Annotated in this window: 16 protein-coding genes and 1 pseudogene; 11 read left to right on the forward strand and 6 right to left on the reverse strand. The window is 70.4% G+C overall.

Annotated elements, in window-relative coordinates; genetic code table 11:
- The first annotated feature begins 219 nt into the window (after positions 1–219).
- From SHK19_RS07350 to SHK19_RS07380, 7 genes and pseudogenes are all read left to right on the forward strand, one after another.
- Entirely contained in the window at positions 220–1,545 is a 1,326-nt protein-coding gene (locus tag SHK19_RS07350) for a cation:proton antiporter domain-containing protein (protein ID WP_322938263.1), read from the forward strand.
- Positions 1,546–1,935: 390 nt separating this feature from the next.
- Positions 1,936–2,574 carry a DUF1622 domain-containing protein gene (locus tag SHK19_RS07355; RefSeq protein ID WP_322938264.1) on the forward strand — a complete coding sequence of 213 codons (639 nt, stop codon included), beginning with the start codon at positions 1,936–1,938 and terminating at the stop codon, positions 2,572–2,574.
- A 75-nt stretch (positions 2,575–2,649) separates the two neighbouring features.
- Positions 2,650–3,006, forward strand: a complete 357-nt coding sequence (locus SHK19_RS07360; protein ID WP_322938265.1) for a hypothetical protein — start codon at positions 2,650–2,652, stop codon at positions 3,004–3,006.
- Positions 3,007–3,311: 305 nt separating this feature from the next.
- A pseudogene (locus tag SHK19_RS07365) lies at positions 3,312–3,570 on the forward strand (DUF7144 family membrane protein).
- 56 nt (positions 3,571–3,626) lie between these two features.
- Positions 3,627–4,151, forward strand: coding sequence for a hypothetical protein (locus tag SHK19_RS07370; RefSeq protein WP_322938267.1), 525 nt, complete (start codon positions 3,627–3,629; stop codon positions 4,149–4,151).
- A gap of 166 nt (positions 4,152–4,317) precedes the next feature.
- Positions 4,318–5,790 (forward strand): AlkA N-terminal domain-containing protein, encoded by a 1,473-nt coding sequence (locus SHK19_RS07375; RefSeq protein ID WP_322938268.1) that lies wholly within the window; start codon positions 4,318–4,320, stop codon positions 5,788–5,790.
- A complete protein-coding gene (locus SHK19_RS07380; protein ID WP_322457928.1) occupies positions 5,787–6,272 on the forward strand; it encodes a methylated-DNA--[protein]-cysteine S-methyltransferase in 486 nt (161 codons plus the stop codon). The genes SHK19_RS07375 and SHK19_RS07380 overlap by 4 nt, the downstream gene beginning before the upstream one ends.
- A 130-nt stretch (positions 6,273–6,402) precedes the next feature.
- On the opposite strand, the gene SHK19_RS07385 is transcribed toward SHK19_RS07380, so the two are convergent.
- On the reverse strand, positions 6,403–7,125 hold the full coding sequence (locus tag SHK19_RS07385; protein ID WP_322457929.1) for an IclR family transcriptional regulator: 723 nt from the start codon (positions 7,123–7,125) through the stop codon (positions 6,403–6,405).
- Between the two features lie 128 nt (positions 7,126–7,253).
- Between SHK19_RS07385 and leuC the strand changes: the two genes are divergently transcribed.
- Both leuC and leuD read left to right on the forward strand, forming a co-directional pair.
- Positions 7,254–8,666 carry a 3-isopropylmalate dehydratase large subunit gene (leuC, locus tag SHK19_RS07390; protein WP_322938269.1) on the forward strand — a complete coding sequence of 471 codons (1,413 nt, stop codon included), beginning with the start codon at positions 7,254–7,256 and terminating at the stop codon, positions 8,664–8,666.
- A 3-nt stretch (positions 8,667–8,669) separates the two neighbouring features.
- Entirely contained in the window at positions 8,670–9,281 is a 612-nt protein-coding gene (gene leuD / locus SHK19_RS07395) for a 3-isopropylmalate dehydratase small subunit (protein WP_322457931.1), read from the forward strand.
- Position 9,282: 1 nt separating this feature from the next.
- Here the strand turns inward: leuD and SHK19_RS07400 are convergent, their stop codons facing one another.
- The 5 genes from SHK19_RS07400 to sfnG form a co-directional block, all read right to left on the reverse strand.
- Entirely contained in the window at positions 9,283–9,807 is a 525-nt protein-coding gene (locus SHK19_RS07400; protein WP_322457932.1) for a flavin reductase family protein, read from the reverse strand.
- Positions 9,804–10,319: an NADPH-dependent FMN reductase gene (locus SHK19_RS07405; protein WP_322938270.1), complete on the reverse strand. Its 516-nt coding sequence runs from the start codon at positions 10,317–10,319 to the stop codon at positions 9,804–9,806. The genes SHK19_RS07400 and SHK19_RS07405 overlap by 4 nt, the downstream gene beginning before the upstream one ends.
- Entirely contained in the window at positions 10,316–11,482 is a 1,167-nt protein-coding gene (locus SHK19_RS07410; protein ID WP_322938271.1) for an LLM class flavin-dependent oxidoreductase, read from the reverse strand. Before SHK19_RS07410 ends, SHK19_RS07405 begins: the two co-directional genes overlap by 4 nt.
- Before the next feature lie 130 nt (positions 11,483–11,612).
- Positions 11,613–12,878, reverse strand: coding sequence for an SfnB family sulfur acquisition oxidoreductase (locus SHK19_RS07415; RefSeq protein ID WP_322938272.1), 1,266 nt, complete (start codon positions 12,876–12,878; stop codon positions 11,613–11,615).
- Positions 12,878–14,002 (reverse strand): dimethylsulfone monooxygenase SfnG, encoded by a 1,125-nt coding sequence (sfnG, locus tag SHK19_RS07420; RefSeq protein ID WP_322938273.1) that lies wholly within the window; start codon positions 14,000–14,002, stop codon positions 12,878–12,880. The genes SHK19_RS07415 and sfnG overlap by 1 nt, the downstream gene beginning before the upstream one ends.
- Before the next feature lie 144 nt (positions 14,003–14,146).
- Here sfnG and SHK19_RS07425 point away from each other — a divergent pair, with 144 nt between their 5' ends.
- Complete coding sequence (locus tag SHK19_RS07425) at positions 14,147–15,061, forward strand: LysR family transcriptional regulator (protein WP_322457937.1); 915 nt, start codon at positions 14,147–14,149, stop codon at positions 15,059–15,061.
- Between the two features lie 80 nt (positions 15,062–15,141).
- Positions 15,142–17,124: an LTA synthase family protein gene (locus SHK19_RS07430; protein WP_322938274.1), complete on the forward strand. Its 1,983-nt coding sequence runs from the start codon at positions 15,142–15,144 to the stop codon at positions 17,122–17,124.
- The last annotated feature ends 60 nt before the right edge of the window (positions 17,125–17,184 follow it).

Consider the following 17,184-nt stretch of genomic DNA (forward strand, 5'->3'; position numbering starts at 1 on the left):
CACCGGTGCCTCGGTCGAGACAAACTCGGTGCTGATCCTTTCGCCGCCTCCGCTCGTGACACGTGCGACATCTTGGGTCGACCCCTTCGCCATTGTCCTCATCCGACCCGGGTGAGGCGCGAACCCCCTGGCCGCGGCAGTCTTCTCATCAGCCACGGATCGAGCCGGCCGTCGGAGGCAGGTCTCCAGCTCCGGCTCCAGCTCTGGGAGGACCGCAAAGTGAGCGAGGCCGCGTTCGCCGTACTCATGCTGCTAGTCCTGGCGTGGGCCGTGGCGTCCCATCTCCTCACCCGCGTCAACATCACGGGAGCGCTGGTGTTCCTGGCCGCGGGCTACACGTTGGGCAACCCCACGTGGGGACTGCTTGCCATCGACGTCACCACGCCGTCGATGCACGTGCTTGCGGAGCTGACGCTGGCGCTGCTGCTCTTCACGGATGCGTCGCGGGTCAACGTCTCGCAGCTGCGACGCGACGTCTACTTTCCGTCCCGCCTGCTGGGTATCGGTCTTCCGCTTTCCATCGTCCTGGGCTCGTTGGCTGCTGCCTGGATGTTCGACGACTTCTCGTGGGCGCTCGCCGGCTTTGTCGGAGCCACCCTGGCTCCGACGGACGCGGCTCTGAGTGCGCAGGTCATCAACGACGACCGGGTACCGATGCGGTTGCGTCGCGCGCTCAACGTCGAGAGCGGACTCAACGACGGCATCGCCACACCGATCGTCGCGTTCACCCTCGCCGTGGTCGCCGGCGATCTCGGGCTGGGGCACCACGGGGACTCTCCGGAGGTTGGGGCGCTGCTCGAGCTTGCGCTGGGCGTCGGTGTCGGGCTGGTGGTCGGGGTGGGCAGCGTTGTGCTGATCTCGCTCGGCTCGAGGCGGAAGTGGGTCGCGGCCGGCGGCCGACGGCTGGCGACCCTGGGCGCCGCGCTCGCCAGCTTTGCGCTTGCTGCTGCGCTCGACGGCAACGGGTTCATCGCGGCATTCGTGGCCGGGATCGTGTTCGGAGCTCGATTGCCTCCCGACGTGGCCGAGGTCGAGGAGGTCGGAGAGCTGCCCGAGCTCCTGGGAGAGCTCCTCGCGCTGGCCGTGTGGTTCCTCTTCGGCGCTGCTCTGCTCCCGGTCGCCCTCGACCACTTCTCGGCGTCCGTCCTGGTCTACGCGCTGCTCAGCCTGACGGTGATCCGCATGATTCCGGTCGGCATCGCCCTCCTGGGTGCGGGCATGGACCGGTCCACGGTCCTGTTCGTCGGCTGGTTCGGTCCGCGGGGTCTGGCCTCCGTCGTGTTCATCCTCCTCGCGGTCGAGGAGCTCGGTGAGACGCCGTTGGTGGGCCAGGCCGTGTCTGTGGTCGCGGTCACCGTGGTGCTGAGCGTGGTCCTCCACGGGGTCTCTGCCGGGCCGCTCGGACGTCGCTACGTCGCGAGGCGCGAGGCCGGTGATGACGCTGACGCGCCGAGGTCCCGACGACCGGGACACCTTCACGCGTCGGACGTCAGCCGACCGCGAGCTGCGGGCTCTTCCGTCGTGGGTGAGGACGAGCCGTCATAGCGGCGAATGATCGAGGACATCCATTTCTCCGCATTCCGGAGCAACCAGACGGGACCTGCCTGATGGCCGACGAGAAGGGTTGGATCCCGCAGGAGGCGCAGCTCACGCCGCGTCACGAATCCCTGGCGGCCTGGGACGACATCCCCGAAGCCGAGCGGCCGTTCCAACGTCGGCTCATGGAGGTCGCCGCAGGTTTCGCTGAGCACGTCGACGTGCAGGTCGGGAGGGTGCTCGACGAGATCGATGCCCTCGGCTACATCCAACGAACCAACATTCGCAGCGCGGCCCCGCTGCCCGGGGGACGACACCGTATCGAGGTGGAGACGAGGTACACCGAGCGTCGCCCCGGCGGCCCCCCTCGACATCACGCTGAGCGTCGACGGAGACGAAGTGGGCAAGCGGCTCGTCCCGATCGGTGCGCCGCAGCTGTTCGGGACGGACTGCCTGGACTTCGGGTCGAATCTCGCCTCGCCGGTCTCCCTGGACTATGCGGAGCGGGCATCGTTCCCCTTCGCCGGGTCGCTCGACCTCGCTCGGGTCGTGTACCTCTGGCCGCCCGCGCCCGCGCCCGCGCCCGCCTCGCGACCGGAGACCGTGATGCACTTTGACGAGGCGATGGAACGCGTCGTCCAGGGCTTCGAGATCGGTGGCGTGGTGATCCTCGTCGTGGGATCTCTCGCCGCGATGGCGCACGCCGCGTGGTCGTGGCGACGCGTTGGCGGGGATGGCGCCTACGCGCTGCTCCGTCGGGGCGTCGGGCGAGCGATCCTCTTGGGCCTGGAGTTCCTGATCATCGCCGACATCGTGCTGACGATCACGATCGAACCCACCCTGGACAGCGCACTGGCACTCGGACTGATCGTCCTGGTCCGCACCTTCCTCAGCTTCTCCCTGGAGATCGAGCTCGAGGGTGCGCTGCCCTGGCGCCGATCCCCGCCACCGGTCGAACCCGACCCGTCCGGAAGCGGCAGACGGCTGTTGCGGGAACGCTCCGGCGATCGTGCAACGAGGCGCCCGCTGGTCCGTTGAGTGGTTCAGAACGGGGTACTGACCTCCGGTCCGCCATCACTTGACCGTCGACCCAGTCTCCCGGGGTGAGACCGCATGAGAAACCTCTGGGACTACCTCACGAACGTGTGGGACTACCGCGAGCTCACCTGGACGCTCGATCGCGACCTTCTGGACTACGACGTCGAGGCGACGGACGGCCGCGTCGGCACTGTCGTCCGGGCAGCGAGCGGCGCGATCGGGGCCTACATCGTGGTGGACAAGTCAGAAGTCTTCGCCCAGGCGAGGATCATCCCGGCCGGCGCGGTCACCTCCCTTGACCACGAGCGCCGCCGGGTCGACGTCTCCCTCACCACGCGGCAGGTCCGGGAAGCGCCGGAGCATGATTTCGGCGAGCTGGACCCCGACGCCCGCGCGGCGTACTCGGACTACTACGACAACGTCCTTCCGTAGAGAGCGCCGCGCCCACGGTTGTCGGGGTCGGCGCTCGGGGCTCTGCTGGCGGGCCGTGATTCCCCCACGCCGGGTGACCCGGTCGTCCGCTTCTCCGCCTAGCGTCTCGTCCACCGACGGGCGGTCTTCGCCCGCCACAGCACCTCAGGAGGTCGCGATGAGCATGCCGGACTGGATGACGGTCGCGCGACGACACCAGCTTGGGCGCAGGGCACGGCAGGATTCGCGGGCGTGCTGCTCGTGACGCTGGCGTCGTTCCACTTCTTGCAAGGCCTGCAGCCGTCCTCGAGGAAGAGGTCTTCGTCGTGGGGATCCAGTACGTCTACGAGATCGATGTGACGACCTGGGGCTGGATCCACATGCCTCGCGGTCATCGCCATGGCGATCGGTCTCGGGATCCTGGCAGGCAACGCGGTCGCGAGCAGTGCGGGCGTGGGGATCGCGTTCCTGAGCGCCCTCTCGTGCTTCGCGTTCATGCCGTACTACCCGCTGTGGGCGATCATCATCATCGCCTTCGACGCGATGGTCATCTGGGCCCTCTGCCTGCAGATCACCCGTGCGTGACTGAGTCCGCCTCCTCCGCTCAGGCTGCAGCCCCGCGCTGGTCGGGACGGTAGCTGGTGGCCGGCGAGCGGACTGCACTCGCGACCTGGTGGAGCGCAGGTCTGATGTCGCACCTGCGCTCAGGTCAGGTCGCGCGTGTCGTGTACGGCTCGATCGTCGGCCTCGCTCTGGTGCTGACCATGGAAGCGCACCCGCCGGAGGAGGGGAGAGTCGCCGCCGCCCTGGTCGCCACCGGCCTTGCGGTCGGGTTGGCCGAGCTCTACAGCGAGCTGATCGGCTTGCGTGCGCGAGCGGGCGCCGGAGAGGAGGTCGGTCCGCTCCGAATCGTGATCGGCGACACCGTTGCCGTGATCCTCGGCGTCGCCTTCCCTGCTGTGTTCTTCTTTGCCTCGACGGCTGGACTGATCGAGACCGACACCGCCTTCGCGCTCGCAAAGTGGACCGGACTCGGACTCATCGGGGCGTACAGCTTTCTCGCGGCCCGGTTGACCGGTGCCGGCCATGCCCGCTCCCTGGTGCATGCCGGCGGCGCGGCCGTCATCGCGGCTGCCCTGATCGCGTTCAAGGCGCTCATCCACTAGCTCGCCGGTGCTGATCGCCGAAGCGTGCGCCGTTGCGCTACCTCGTGTTGCTCGACGCTGGCCGGTTCGGCCGACGGCGTCGGCGAACTTCGCGAGCTGGGCGGGGCAGGATGGCCATGTCCGATTCCCGCGAGAAGATGTCGGCGGCGGCGTACAGAATGGACGCATGACGACGACCACTGCCGGGATCCCGGGCCTCGACACCGAGTCCTGCTACGCCGCGGTGAAGTCGCGCGACCGCCGCTTCGACGGCGTGTTCTACATCGCGGTGCGGACCACCGGCATCTACTGCCGGCCGTCCTGCCCAGCCCGCACGCCGGCGTTGCACAACGTGACGTTCCACCGCAGCGCGGCGGCGGCACAGGCGGCCGGATACCGCGCGTGCAAGCGGTGCCTGCCGGATGCGACGCCGGGTAGTCCCGACTGGGACGCCGCGGCGACGGTCGCCGGACGCGCGATGCGGCTCATCGCCGACGGTGTCGTCGACCGGGAGGGCGTCGACGGACTGGCGCAGCGCCTCGGCTACACGTCGCGACACCTGTCGCGGGTGCTCACCGCGGAGCTCGGCGCCGGGCCGCTCGCGCTGGCCCGGGCGCAGCGGGCGCAGACCGCCCGGGTGCTGGTGGAGACGACCGACCTCTCGTTCGCGGACATCGCGTTCGCCTCCGGGTTCGCGAGCATCCGCCAGTTCAACGACACCGTGCGCGAGGTCTACGCCGCGACGCCGACCCAGCTGCGCGGCCGCCGGGGAGGTGCGCGGACGCCCGGGGCGATCGAGCTCCGGCTCGCCGTCCGCACTCCGTTCGCCGGCTCCGACCTCCTCCGCTACCTGGCGGTCCGTGCCGTCGAGGGCGTCGAGGTGGCGGGCGACGGCTGGTACGCCCGCACGCTCGACCTCCCCCACGGTCCGGGCACGGTCCGGATCGAGCTCGGCGACGTGCTCGACCCCGGCCAGACGGCGCTGGTTCCGGCCCGGTTCGTGCTCCACGACCTGCGCGACACCAGTGCCGCGGTCGCGCGCGTCCGGCGGCTGCTCGACGGAGACTGCGACCCGATCGCGGTGGCCGACCACTTCACCGGGGACCCGCTGATCGGCCCGCTCGTACGACGCCGCCCGGGCCTGCGCGTGCCCGGCCACGTGTCCGGCGACGAGATCGCCGTCCGCGCCGTGCTCGGGCAGCAGGTGAGCGTCGCCGGAGCCCGCACCGTGGCCGGGCGGCTCGTCGCTGCCCACGGGCGGCCGTTCACCACCGACATCCCCGGGCTGACCCACCTGTTCCCCGACGCCGCCACGGTCGCCGCGCTCGACCCGGAGCAGCTGCCGATGCCGCGAGCGCGCGGGCGCGCGCTGACCGGCCTCGCCGCGGCGTTGGCCGGCGGCGACGTCGCGCTCGACCGCGGCCCCGACCGCGGCGCCGTACGACGGGCGCTGCTCGCACTGCCCGGCATCGGGCCCTGGACCGCCGACTACATCGCGCTGCGTGCCCTCGGCCACCCCGACATCCACCTGCCGACCGACGTCGGCGTGCGCAACGCGCTCACAGCGCTGGGCGCCCCTGGCGCCGATCCGTCGACCTGGGCGCCGTGGCGCTCTTATGCCCTGCTACACCTGTGGACCTCACTGGAGGAGAACTCATGACCTGGACCGTGATCGACTCACCGATCGGCGAGCTGCGCCTGGTGGCGCGGGACGGCGCGCTGACGCAGATCGAGTTCTCGCCGTTCCGCGACTCCGACGGACGGCCGAAGGGCGACCGGGTCGACGACGACCCGCTGCTCGTCGAGGCAGCGCGGCAGCTGCGCGACTACTTCGCCGGTGACCTCAAGGACTTCGACCTGCCACTGGCGCCGGTCGGCAGCGCGTGGCAGCAGTCGGTGTGGGACCAGCTGACGAAGATCGGCTACGGCGAGACCGCGTCGTACGGCGAGATCGCCGCTCGTCTCGGCAAGTCCAACGCCGCTTCCCGCGCGGTCGGCTTCGCCAACGGCTCCAACCCGATCCCGATCGTCATCCCGTGCCACCGCGTGATCGGTGCCAACGGCACCCTGACCGGCTACGCCGGCGGGCTCGACCGCAAGCAGACGCTGCTGTCGCTCGAGAGGGACGACGCGCTGTTCTGAGGCTGCGTTGGGACAGATTCACCGGCCGGCCGGTGAATCTCGCGCTGGACCGATGAAGCTTCGTACGACAAGCGACAGTTTCACCGGCCGGCCGGTGAAACTCGCGCTCGGCGGCCAGATTTGACCTCCATCACTCCGCCGCAGCCCGCCTCAGCGACTCGGACAGCCGCTCCGCGGCGGCGAGTACGGCGGGGGCGTGCATCCGGCCCGGCTGGCGGGAGAGCCGCTCGAGCGGACCGGAGACCGACACCGCGGCGATCACCTTGCCGCCGGGGGAGCGGACCGGGGCGGACACCGAGGCCACGCCCTGCTCCCGCTCGCCGACCGACTGGGACCAGCCCCGGCGCCGGATGGCGGAGAGCTCGGCAGCGGAGAACGCGGCGTTCTGGAGGCCGCGGTGGATGCGGTCGGGATCGTCCCAGGCGAGGAGGACCTGGGCGGCGGAGCCGGCGCGCATGGTCAGCTGCGATCCGACCGGGATCGTGTCGCGGAGACCGGAGGGCCGCTCGGCGGCGGCGACGCAGACCCGGTGGTCGCCCTGGCGCCGCCAGAGCTGGGCGGACTCGCCGGTGATGTCGCGCAGCCGCGCGAGCACCGGCCCGGCGGTGGCGAGCAGGCGGTCCTCGCCGGCCGCAGCCGACAGCTCGGCCAGCCGCGGACCCAGGACGAACCGGCCCTGCATGTCGCGGGCCACCAGTCGGTGGTGCTCCAGCGCGACCGCCAGCCGGTGGGCGGTCGGGCGCGCCAGACCGGTGCCGGCGACCAGGCCGGCCAGGGTCGCGGGCCCGGACTCCAGGGCCGTGAGAACCAGGGCTGCCTTGTCCAGCACGCCCACGCCGCTCGAGTTGTCCATATGGCAAGACTATCGTCTCGCATCATGGGATGCAAGCGTAGGCTTCGTCACGCAGGGCTCAGGCCGGGTGGCGCGATCCGCCGACCGGCCCGGGAGGACAGTCGAAACCGAGCGGCGAGGAGCGAGTCATGGGCAAGACCCTGGCGGAGAAGGTGTGGGACGAGCACGTCGTCCGGTCGAACCCCGGGGAGCCCGATCTCCTCTTCATCGACCTCCACCTCATCCACGAGGTGACCAGCCCCCAGGCGTTCGACGGCCTCCGGCTCGCCGGCCGGAAGGTACGACGCCCCGACCTCACCCTCGCGACCGAGGACCACAACGTCCCGACCCTCGACTGGGACAAGCCGATCGCCGACCCGGTGAGCAAGACCCAGGTCGACACGCTGCGCAAGAACGCGGCCGACTTCGGCGTGCGCCTGCATCCGCTCGGTGACATCGAGCAGGGCATCGTGCACGTCGTCGGCCCGCAGCTCGGCCTGACCCAGCCCGGCATGACGATCGTGTGCGGCGACAGCCACACCAGCACGCACGGCGCGTTCGGCGCGATCGCGTTCGGCATCGGCACGTCCGAGGTCGAGCACGTGCTCGCGACGCAGACGCTGATGCAGGCGAAGCCCAAGACCATGGCGGTCACCGTCAACGGCAGCCTTCCCGACGGCGTCACCGCCAAGGACCTCGTCCTCACGCTGATCGCCCACACCGGCACCGGCGGTGGCCAGGGCTACATCGTGGAGTACCGCGGCCAGGCCATCGAGGAGCTCTCGATGGAGGGCCGGATGACGGTCTGCAACATGTCGATCGAGTGGGGCGCGAAGGCGGGGCTGATCGCTCCCGACCAGACCACCTTCGACTACATCGAGGGCAAGCCCGAGGCCCCGAAGGGCGCCGACTGGGACGCCGCGGTCGAGAACTGGAAGACGCTCGTCACCGACGAGGACGCGGAGTTCGACAAGGAGCTCGAGCTCGACGCCTCGACGATGACGCCGTTCGTCACCTGGGGCACCAACCCCGGTCAGGGCGTGCCGCTCGGCGGGAGCGTGCCGAGCCCCGACGACTTCGACGACCCCAGCGACAAGGTCGCCACCGAGAAGGCGCTCGAGTACATGGGTCTCGAGGCCGGCACCCCGATGCGCGACATCAAGGTCGACACCGTCTTCGTCGGCTCGTGCACCAACGGACGGATCGAGGACCTCCGCCTCGCCGCGGAGATCATCAAGGGCCACCAGGTCGCCGACGGCACCCGGCTGCTCGTCGTGCCGGGCTCGGTCCGGGTGCGCAACCAGGCGATCGAGGAGGGCCTCGACCAGGTCTTCATCGAGGCGGGCGCCGAGTGGCGTGGAGCAGGGTGCTCGATGTGCCTGGGCATGAACCCCGACCAGCTCGCGCCGCAGGAGCGGAGCGCGTCGACCTCCAACCGCAACTTCGAGGGCCGGCAGGGCAAGGGTGGCCGCACCCACCTGGTGTCCATCCCCGTCGCCGCGGCGACCGCTGTCCGCGGCACCCTGTCCTCACCCGCCGACCTCGTCCGCCAGGAGGCCTGAGTCATGGAGAAGTTCACCAGCCACTCCGGCGTCGGCGTGCCGCTGAAGCGCAGCAACGTCGACACCGACCAGATCATCCCGGCCGTCTACCTCAAGCGGGTCACCCGCACCGGCTTCGAGGACGGGCTCTTCGCCGCCTGGCGCAACGACCCCGACTTCGTGCTGAACAAGCCGGAGTACGCCGCCGGCTCCGTGCTCGTCGCGGGTCCCGACTTCGGCACCGGCTCGTCGCGTGAGCACGCGGTCTGGGCCCTGCAGAACTACGGCTTCAAGGTCGTGCTCTCCGCCCGCTTCGCCGACATCTTCCGCGGCAACTCCGGCAAGGCCGGGCTGGTCGCCGCGCAGGTCGACGAGAAGGTCGTGCAGGCGCTCTGGGACTACCTCGAGGACAACCCGGGTGGCGAGATCACCGTCGACCTCGAGGCCAAGACCGTGAGCACGCCTGGAACATCGGAGCAGGACGCGATCCTGGATTCCTTCGACATCGACGACTACACCCGCTGGCGGCTGCTCGAGGGCCTCGACGACATCGGCATCACCCTGGGCCACGACGACCTCATCACGGCCTACGAGAGCACACGTCCGTCCTGGAAGCCGGTCACCCAGCGCGCCTGAGTCAGACGGCCATCCGTCCGAACGCACTGCGGTGGAACACGAGCGGCAGGCCGTGGGCCACGCCCTCGACGTGGCCGACAGCGTGCTCGACCGCGTGCAGCAGGAGCAGCACGATCGTGTGGTCGCCGGCCTCGACCTCGCGGTAGATCGAGCAGTCGAACCGGGCCAGGCCTTCGTCGAGGGTGACCGCCCCTTCCTCGGTCACCGTCACCGGCACGTCGTCGAACCGACGGTCGACCGGGCCGGCGAGCTGACGGCACACCTGGCCGTGGTGCTCGGCGAGCACGGTGAGGCCGAGCCGTCGGGCCCGGCGGAGGTCGGGCCAGGTCTTCGACGTGTTGGCGACCGACACCGACACCAGCGGCGGGTCGAGGCTCACGGACGTGAAGGAGCTGGCCGCGAGCCCGACCAGCGCTCCGTCCACCTCGGCCGCGACCGCCACGACACCGCTCGGGAAGCTGCCGAACGCCTCGCGGAGCCGCGACGGGTCGAGGTCCTGGTTGGTGGGGACGCCGAGCAGAGTCATGCTGATGCTCCTCTGGGTTGGGCGAGCAGGGCGGAGATCGCCGGGCGCGCACCGGCCAGCCAGTCGGCATAGGCGGCGGGATCGTCGTACTCGTGATCGAGCACGTAGAGCCCGGACGTCGGCACCAGCGCGCCCAGGTGGGTCAGCAGTGGTCGCAGTCCGATCTCGGGTGCGAGCGCGTGCGTCGGCCCGGCCCCGAGCATGAGGGGTACGGCGACCCCGGTGAGCTGTCCGACGGAGAACCGGTCGAGGAACAGCTTCAGCAGACCGGTGTACGTCGCCTTGTACGTCGGGCACGCCACGACCACCAGGTCGGCCCGCCCCACCTCGGCGACCAGGTCGTTGACGCCGGCGGCCCGCCAGTTCACGAGCTCGGCCCCGATCGTCGCCAGGTCGACCACCAGGTCGGGCTCGGCACCGCTCAGCTCGCGTGGAAGGTACGACGCCGCGGTCAGCGTCCGGCTCGCCGCCTTCGGGTTCCCGACGACGACGGCAGTGGTCGGTGCAGTCATGACGCTGCCCGCCCGGCGGTCGCGAACGGAACCGCCGCGTTGTGGTGCCGCTGGGGACGTGGGTCCTTCCACAGCCCGCGCTCCGCGAGGATCGGCAGCACGCCCTCGCCGAACCAGTAGGCACCCTCGAGGTGGGGGTACGCCGAGAGGATGAACTCGTCGATCCCGAGGGCGGCGTACTCCTCGATCCGGTCGGCGACCTCCTCGTGGCTGCCGACCAGCGCGGTCCCGGCGCCGCCGCGGACCAGGCCGATGCCGGCCCAGACGTTGGGATGGACCTCGAGGTTGTCCGAGCTCCCGCCGTGCAGCGCGAGCATCCGCCGTTGTCCCTCGGACTCGCTGCGGCGCAGGCCGTCCTGGACCCGCTGGATCGACTCCTCGGGGATCTGGGCGAGCAGCCGGTCCGCCTCGGTCCACGCCGCGGTCGACGTGTCCCTGGTGATGGTGTGCATCCGGATGCCGAATCGGATCGGCCGGGTGTCGTCGCGACCCTCCTCGGCCGCCAGTCCCCGGATCCACGCGATCTTCTCGGCCACCGCCTCCGGTGGCTCGCCCCAGGTCAGGTAGACGTCGGCGTGACGAGCGGCCACCCGACCGGCGGCGGGCGAGGACCCGCCGAAGTAGATCGCCGGCACTGGGTCGGGGATCTGGTCGAGCGACGCGCCGGTGACGGCGAGGTGCTCGCCGTCGAAGTCGACGGTCTCCCCGGCCCAGAGCCGGCGTACGACTTCCAGGAACTCGCCGCACCGTGCGTAACGGCCGTCCTTGTCCAAGAAGTCGCCGTACATGCGCTGCTCGTGGGGCTCGCCGCCGGTGACGACGTTGAGCAGCAGTCGTCCGCCACTGAGGTTCTGGAAGGTCCCGGCCATCTGCGCCGCGAGGAACGGCGCGACCAGACCAGGACGGAAGGCGACGAGGAACTTCAGCCGCTCCGACGTCTGGCTCAGCATCGCCGTCGACAGCCAGGCGTCCTCGCACCAGGCGCCGGTGGGGGTCAGCGCCGCCTCGAAGCCGTTGTCCTCCGCTGCGCGCGCGACCTGGGTGAGGTAGGCGACGTCGCCGGCCCGCCCGGAGCGACCCGGCGAGATCCCGTGGCCGCCGCCGACGACGTGCCGTCCGTCCCCGCCGTTGGTCGGCAGGAACCAGTGGAAGTTGAGCGACACAATCTTTCCTTTCGATCGGTTTCGGGCCGGCAGCGTGGCGCACCGCCGCGAAGCGGCACGGCGCGACGCCCGCGGGCCGAGCGGAGCGAGCGCCCGTGCGGCGAGCGGCGTCTGCGACGCGCTCGGCCAATCAAACTTGTCCGTGGCGAGGCGGGAGGGTGCCGTCGATCGCGTAGCGACCGAGGTGCTGGACCTTCCAACCGGCGGGGTCGTGCAGGGTGTGGATGCGGGCGTTGCGCCAGTGCCGGTCGAGCACCAGCGACGCCAGCGCGGACCGGGTGCCACACACCTCGAACAGCCGGCTGCCGGCGTCGACGGACGCCGTGGTCGCCGCCGCCCGGGCGGCGGCCACCGCGAGGCTGGCCTGGCCCGCGGTCGAATCGTTGAGGTCGTCGTTCGCGCGGTCCACGGCGCGGCCGGCCTCGGCGAGGAGCGCCTCGGCAGTCCGGACCTGGAGCTCGATCTCGCCGAAGGCGTGCACCACCAGCGGGTCGTCCGCGGCGCGCTCCACCTCGGCGTCCGGGTAGGGGCGGCTCCGCGTGGTCACGAACTCTGCCGCGTCCGCCAGCGCCGCGCGGGCGATGCCCGCGTCGATCGCGGCGTGCAACAGCTGGGCGAACGCGCCGAATGTCTGCGGTCGCTCGAACGTGAGGTAGTACGGCGTGATGAGGTCCGACGGCACCCGCACCTGGTCGAGCCGCACCGTGCCGCTCGCGGTCGTCCGCTGACCGACGCCGTCCCAGTCGTCGATCACCGTCACTCCGGGCGCGTTGCGCTCGACCCACGCGACGTGGAGCGGTCCGTCCTCGTCGAGGTGGGCGAGCACCGGGATCCAGTGCGCGAAGAGCGCTCCGGTGCAGTAGCCCTTGCTGCCGTCGAGCACCCACTCGGCGGCGCGGGCCGGTCCGGAGCCGATCCGGGGCCCCAGCGGTCGCAGCGTCGTCGCGTGGTCGCGGACGTGCTTGCTGCGGATCTCGGACTGCGCGTTCCCGAACCTGGCTCCCCCCAGCACGTCGCCGAAGAGCCGCTCCTTCTGCGAGGCGGTCCCTTGCTCGCGCAGCACGTTGACGTAGACGAAGTGGCTGTGCGGGATCTGGGCGACGTTGGGATCGCCCGCGGCGACGAGCCGGACCACCTCGGCGAGCGTCTCCGCGGAGAGGTCGGCGCCGCCGTACTCCCTCGGCACGGTGACGGCTAGCAGTCCCGACGCCGAGAGCTGCTCCAGCTGCTCCGTCGGCAGCAGTCGCCGTCGGTCGCGCTCCGCGGATCCGGCGGCGAACCGCGCGCCGAGCTCCCGCGCCACCTCGACCGCCTTGTTCGGTCCGAGCACGGGGACGTCGGCCCGGCCGGGTGCGAGTGGTTCAGCGAGCTCGTGGACCTCGTGCAGAGCCGTCATCAGACGCGCTCCAGCTCGGCCGCCTCGAGCTCCCTGACGATGGGGAGCACCTCGCGACCGAAGTACTCGACGTCCTCGAGGTAGTGGAGGAAGCCGAGCAGGAAGAGATTCACGCCGCGCCGCTTGTACTCGAGCATCCGGGTCGCGATCTGCTCCGGTGTCCCGATCAGACCGGTGCGGAAGCCGTCGTTGTACTGCACCAGGTCCGCGAACTCGGAGTCCTGCCACATCCCCTTACGGTCGCCGGTGCTCTGGCCGGCCTGCTTCACGGCGGAGCCGAAGCCCTCGACCGCCTCGCGGTCGGCCTTGTCGACGATCTCGCGGAGCACGTCGCGTGCCTCGCGCTCGGTGGGCCGGCCGATGAGGAAGCCGTTGACGCCGAACCTCACGGTGCGGCCGTGCACCGTGGCCACGTCGCTGACGTCACTGATCTGCTCGCTGATGCCGTCGGGGGTGTTGCCGTTGGCGAAGTACCAGTCGGTGACCCGCCCGCCCATGCCGCGGGCGTCGGTGGAGTTGCCGCCCATGAAGACCTCGGGATGCGGCCGGTCCCGGGTGATGACCGGCTTCGGCTTCAGGTCGAAGTCGTGGAGCCGGTAGAAGTCGCCGTTGATCTCGGCGTGCTCGGAGGTCCAGATCTCCCGCAGGTAGCGGATGAACTCCTCGGAGCGGCGGTAGCGCTCGCCGTGCTCGAGCCACGGCTCCCCGAGCTTGGTGAACTCGTCCTTGAACCAGCCCCTCACGACGTTGACCGCTGCCCGGCCACCCGAGAGCTGGTCGGCCGTCGCGATCCACTTGGCGAGCACGCCCGGGTGCCAGAGGCCGGGGTGGATCGCGGCGATGACCTTGAGCCGCTCGGTCGCGAGCAGGAGCGCGAGGCTGAAGGCGGTGGACTCGTGCTGGTAGGCGGCGCCGTACGACGCGATGTAGCGCACCTGGGAGAGCGCGTAGTCGAATCCGTTGTTCTCGGCCAGCTGGGCGAGCTGCTTGTTGTAGTCGTAGCCCCAGTCCGTGCGCTGCTCGATCTTGCTCACGACCAGGCCGCCGCTGACGTTGGGGACCCAGTAGGCGAACTTGAGCGGGGTCGCGAAGGACTCGGGGTCCACGGGCGGGTTGAGGGTCATGGTGGCTCCTGGTCTCGGCGCGTTGTTTGTTCTTTGTCTACTAAGTTACTAGTCTTTAGGTCCGACACAAGGAACCACTGGCAGGAGTCCCGGATCAGTCGATCGGGCAGCCCTATCACTCACCCGGGACGAAGGCGGCACAGCATGCGGATCGAACAGCTCGAGTACCTCGCGGCGGTGACCCAGCACGGGTCACTCCGCCGCGCCAGCGAGAGACTCCATCTCTCCCAGCCGGCCCTGAGCGAGTCGGTGACCAAGCTCGAGCGCGAGCTCAAGGTGACCCTGCTCGACCGGCGCCGGACCGGGGCCCGGATCAGCAGGGAGGGCAGGGAGCTGTTGCCCTACATGGAGGAGGTGCTGGCGGCTGTCGACCGGCTGCGGGCGGCCGCGGGTGACCAGCGCGTCGACGCGCGGTTGGTCCGCCTCGGCACCGTCCACGCCGCGACGGCGACCCTCCTGGTGCCCGCGGTGCGCACGTTCCAGGCCAGCCGGCCGGCGGCGACCGTCGAGGTGCTGACGCTCCAGCAGGCCCAGATCGACGAGGGTCTCGCCGAGGGCACTCTCGACCTGGGCCTGGTCAACGTGCTCGACGGTGACGACGCCCCCGCCGGCCTGGTCGGCACCGACCTCCTGCACGGACGGCCGGTCGCCGTGCTTCCGGCCGATCACCCGCTGGCAGCCCTGTCGCAGGTGTCGATCGAGGACCTGCGCCGCCAGCGGTTCGTGATGATGCGGGCGGGCTACCTGATGCATCGCTACGTGCACCGGGTCTTCGGCACCGAGCTGCCGCACGCGTGCCACAGCACCGACGGCGCGGAGATGGGCAAGGCACTCGTCGCCGAGGGCCTCGGGGTGACCGTGCTCCCGGACTACAGCGTCGTCGGCGACCCGCTGCACCGCGCCGGGCTGATCGTCACCCGGCCGATCGCCGGCGATCCCACCCTGGTGACGCTCGTCGTGCGGCAGCGCACGAGCCTGCCGGTGTCGCTCCAGGTGCGGGAGCTGCACGCCGCGCTGGTGGCGAGGGCGGGGGAGTACCGCGCGGCGCAGGCTTCATGACCTGAGGAGGGGTACGGCGCCCGGCGCGCCGGGTGTCGCCGGGTAGGTGTGCCGCTCTGCGGCAACCTACGATTCACCCTGTGTCCACCTCGTCCGTCGCCGACCCGCCGCTGCCGGCACAGGGGGACGAGGGGGAGGATCGCGCGCCCGACGCCGGCCGCCCGCGCGAGGTCGGGCCGGCCGTCGAGGAGCCGCACGGACCGGACGTCGTGCTCCGCCGCGGCGCGGGCGTCTCGCTGCTGGCCGCCGTCGTCCTGACCCTCGTGCTCGAGGTGTCGACGTTGTGGCGGGGTGAACCGCGGTGGCTCCTCGACCAGTTCGTCACCGGCATCGCCTTCTACGCCGACACCCTCGTGGTCTGGCTGCTGCTGCTCTTCGTCTGGTCGCTCATCGGGCGGTTGTGGTGGTCGATCGGCCTGTTGTCGGCGGTCGTGATCCCCGTCGCTGCCGCCAACCGGGTCAAGATCATCCTGCGCGAGGAGCCGATCTACCCCAGCGACATCGACTTCCTCAGCGAGCCTGGGTTCCTCAGCGCGTTCGTCTCACCGTGGATGGTCGCGCTGCTGGTGCTCGCGCTCGCCGTCGTGGTCGCCGCGTGCGTCATGGTCGGTCGCCGGCTGGGCCGTCGTTACCCGCGACCGTCGCTGCGCAGGCTGCCCCGGCGCCAGGCGGTGCAGCTCGGACTGCTCCGCGTCGGCGTACTCCTGGTGACCGCCACGCTGCTCTTCCAGACGACGAAGTTCAACGAGCCGGGCAACCTCTGGCGCAAGGCCTACGAGGTCCGCGGCGAGCACTGGCGCTACTGGAACCAGAAGACCAACTACCGCAGCAACGGCTTCGTCGGCGGCTTCCTCTACAACATGCCGATCTCCGCGATGGCCACGCCCCCGGGCTACGACCAGGCCGCCATGGACCAGGTGTCCGCGCGCTACACCGCCGCGGCGGAGCGCATCAACCGCACCCGCACCGGGAGCCTCGACGACGTCAACGTGGTGCTCGTGCTCAGCGAGTCGTTCACGGATCCCACGCAGCTCGACGGCTTCGAGCTCGAGCGCGACCCGATCCTGCGGACCCGCGCCACGATGGAGGAGACGACGTCGGGCACGATGCTCGCGCAGCTGTACGGCGGCGGCACCGCCAACATGGAGTTCGAGACCCTGACGGGACAGTCGATCGCACTGTTCCGTCCCCAGATGGTCTCGCCCTACCAGATGCTCGTCGCCGACTACTCGAGCTACCCGTCGGCGGTGGGGTGGTTCAAGTCGCAGGGCCACAAGGCGATCGCGATCCACCCGTTCATGGTCGGCCTCTACAAACGTGAGCAGGTCTACCGGACGCTGGGCTTCGAGGAGTTCATCCACGACACGTCGATGCAGTCGCAGGAGATGATCGACGACAACCCCTACATCGACGACGCTGCGGCGTTCGACGAGGTGCTCCACCAGATCGAGGACCACGACGACCCGCTGATGATCAACCTGGTCACCATGCAGAACCACATCCCGGTCGAGGGCAACTACGACGACCCGATCGACGTGAGTGGCGTCGGCGGCGACCAGGACGACCGGATCGGCCAGTACGCGCGGGGTCTCGAGCACACCGATGTCGCGCTGGCCGACTTCTTCCATGAGCTTGAGACGAGCGACGAGAAGACCGTCGTCCTGTTCTACGGCGACCATCTGCCGGGCATCTACGACTCCGACGTGAAGAACGCCAACAACGACGGGCTCGGCCTCTACGAGACGCCGTTCTTCGTGTGGAACAGCGAAGGGAACGTGCACCGTCCGATGCCACTCACCAGCCCGGCGTTCTTCCTCCCGCTGGTCTACCGCGCCGCCGACGCACCGGTGCCGCCTTACCTCGCGCTGCTCGATCGCATGCACCGCCGCATCAGCGCGCTGCAGCACGGACGCATCGTCACCAGCGACGGTGCCGAAACCCCCGAAGAATCGCTGGATTCACGGTCGGCCCAGCTGCTCGAGGACATGCGTCTGGTGCAGTACGACTTCTCGATCGGGGAGCGTTATGCGGTCGACGAGCTGTGGCCCGGCGCCGCCGAATAACGACGCCCGAAACGCGCGCGAGTGACGAAAGTGGCGTGAATTGGGCCAATTCCGCCCTTT

Source organism: Nocardioides bizhenqiangii (genome assembly GCF_034661235.1).
Taxonomy (GTDB): domain Bacteria; phylum Actinomycetota; class Actinomycetes; order Propionibacteriales; family Nocardioidaceae; genus Nocardioides; species Nocardioides bizhenqiangii.

Bases quoted from the DNA above. Each gene is read 5' to 3' on its own strand.
- SHK19_RS07360 (WP_322938265.1), top strand. From the start codon at position 2,650: ATGAGAAACCTCTGGGACTACCTCACGAACGTGTGGGACTACCGCGAG.
- SHK19_RS07375 (WP_322938268.1), top strand. From the start codon at position 4,318: ATGACGACGACCACTGCCGGGATCCCGGGCCTCGACACCGAGTCCTGC.
- SHK19_RS07380 (WP_322457928.1), top strand. From the start codon at position 5,787: ATGACCTGGACCGTGATCGACTCACCGATCGGCGAGCTGCGCCTGGTG.
- SHK19_RS07385 (WP_322457929.1), bottom strand. From the start codon at position 7,125: ATGGACAACTCGAGCGGCGTGGGCGTGCTGGACAAGGCAGCCCTGGTT.
- leuC (WP_322938269.1), top strand. From the start codon at position 7,254: ATGGGCAAGACCCTGGCGGAGAAGGTGTGGGACGAGCACGTCGTCCGG.
- leuD (WP_322457931.1), top strand. From the start codon at position 8,670: ATGGAGAAGTTCACCAGCCACTCCGGCGTCGGCGTGCCGCTGAAGCGC.
- SHK19_RS07400 (WP_322457932.1), bottom strand. From the start codon at position 9,807: ATGACTCTGCTCGGCGTCCCCACCAACCAGGACCTCGACCCGTCGCGG.
- SHK19_RS07405 (WP_322938270.1), bottom strand. From the start codon at position 10,319: ATGACTGCACCGACCACTGCCGTCGTCGTCGGGAACCCGAAGGCGGCG.
- SHK19_RS07415 (WP_322938272.1), bottom strand. From the start codon at position 12,878: ATGACGGCTCTGCACGAGGTCCACGAGCTCGCTGAACCACTCGCACCC.
- sfnG (WP_322938273.1), bottom strand. From the start codon at position 14,002: ATGACCCTCAACCCGCCCGTGGACCCCGAGTCCTTCGCGACCCCGCTC.
- SHK19_RS07425 (WP_322457937.1), top strand. From the start codon at position 14,147: ATGCGGATCGAACAGCTCGAGTACCTCGCGGCGGTGACCCAGCACGGG.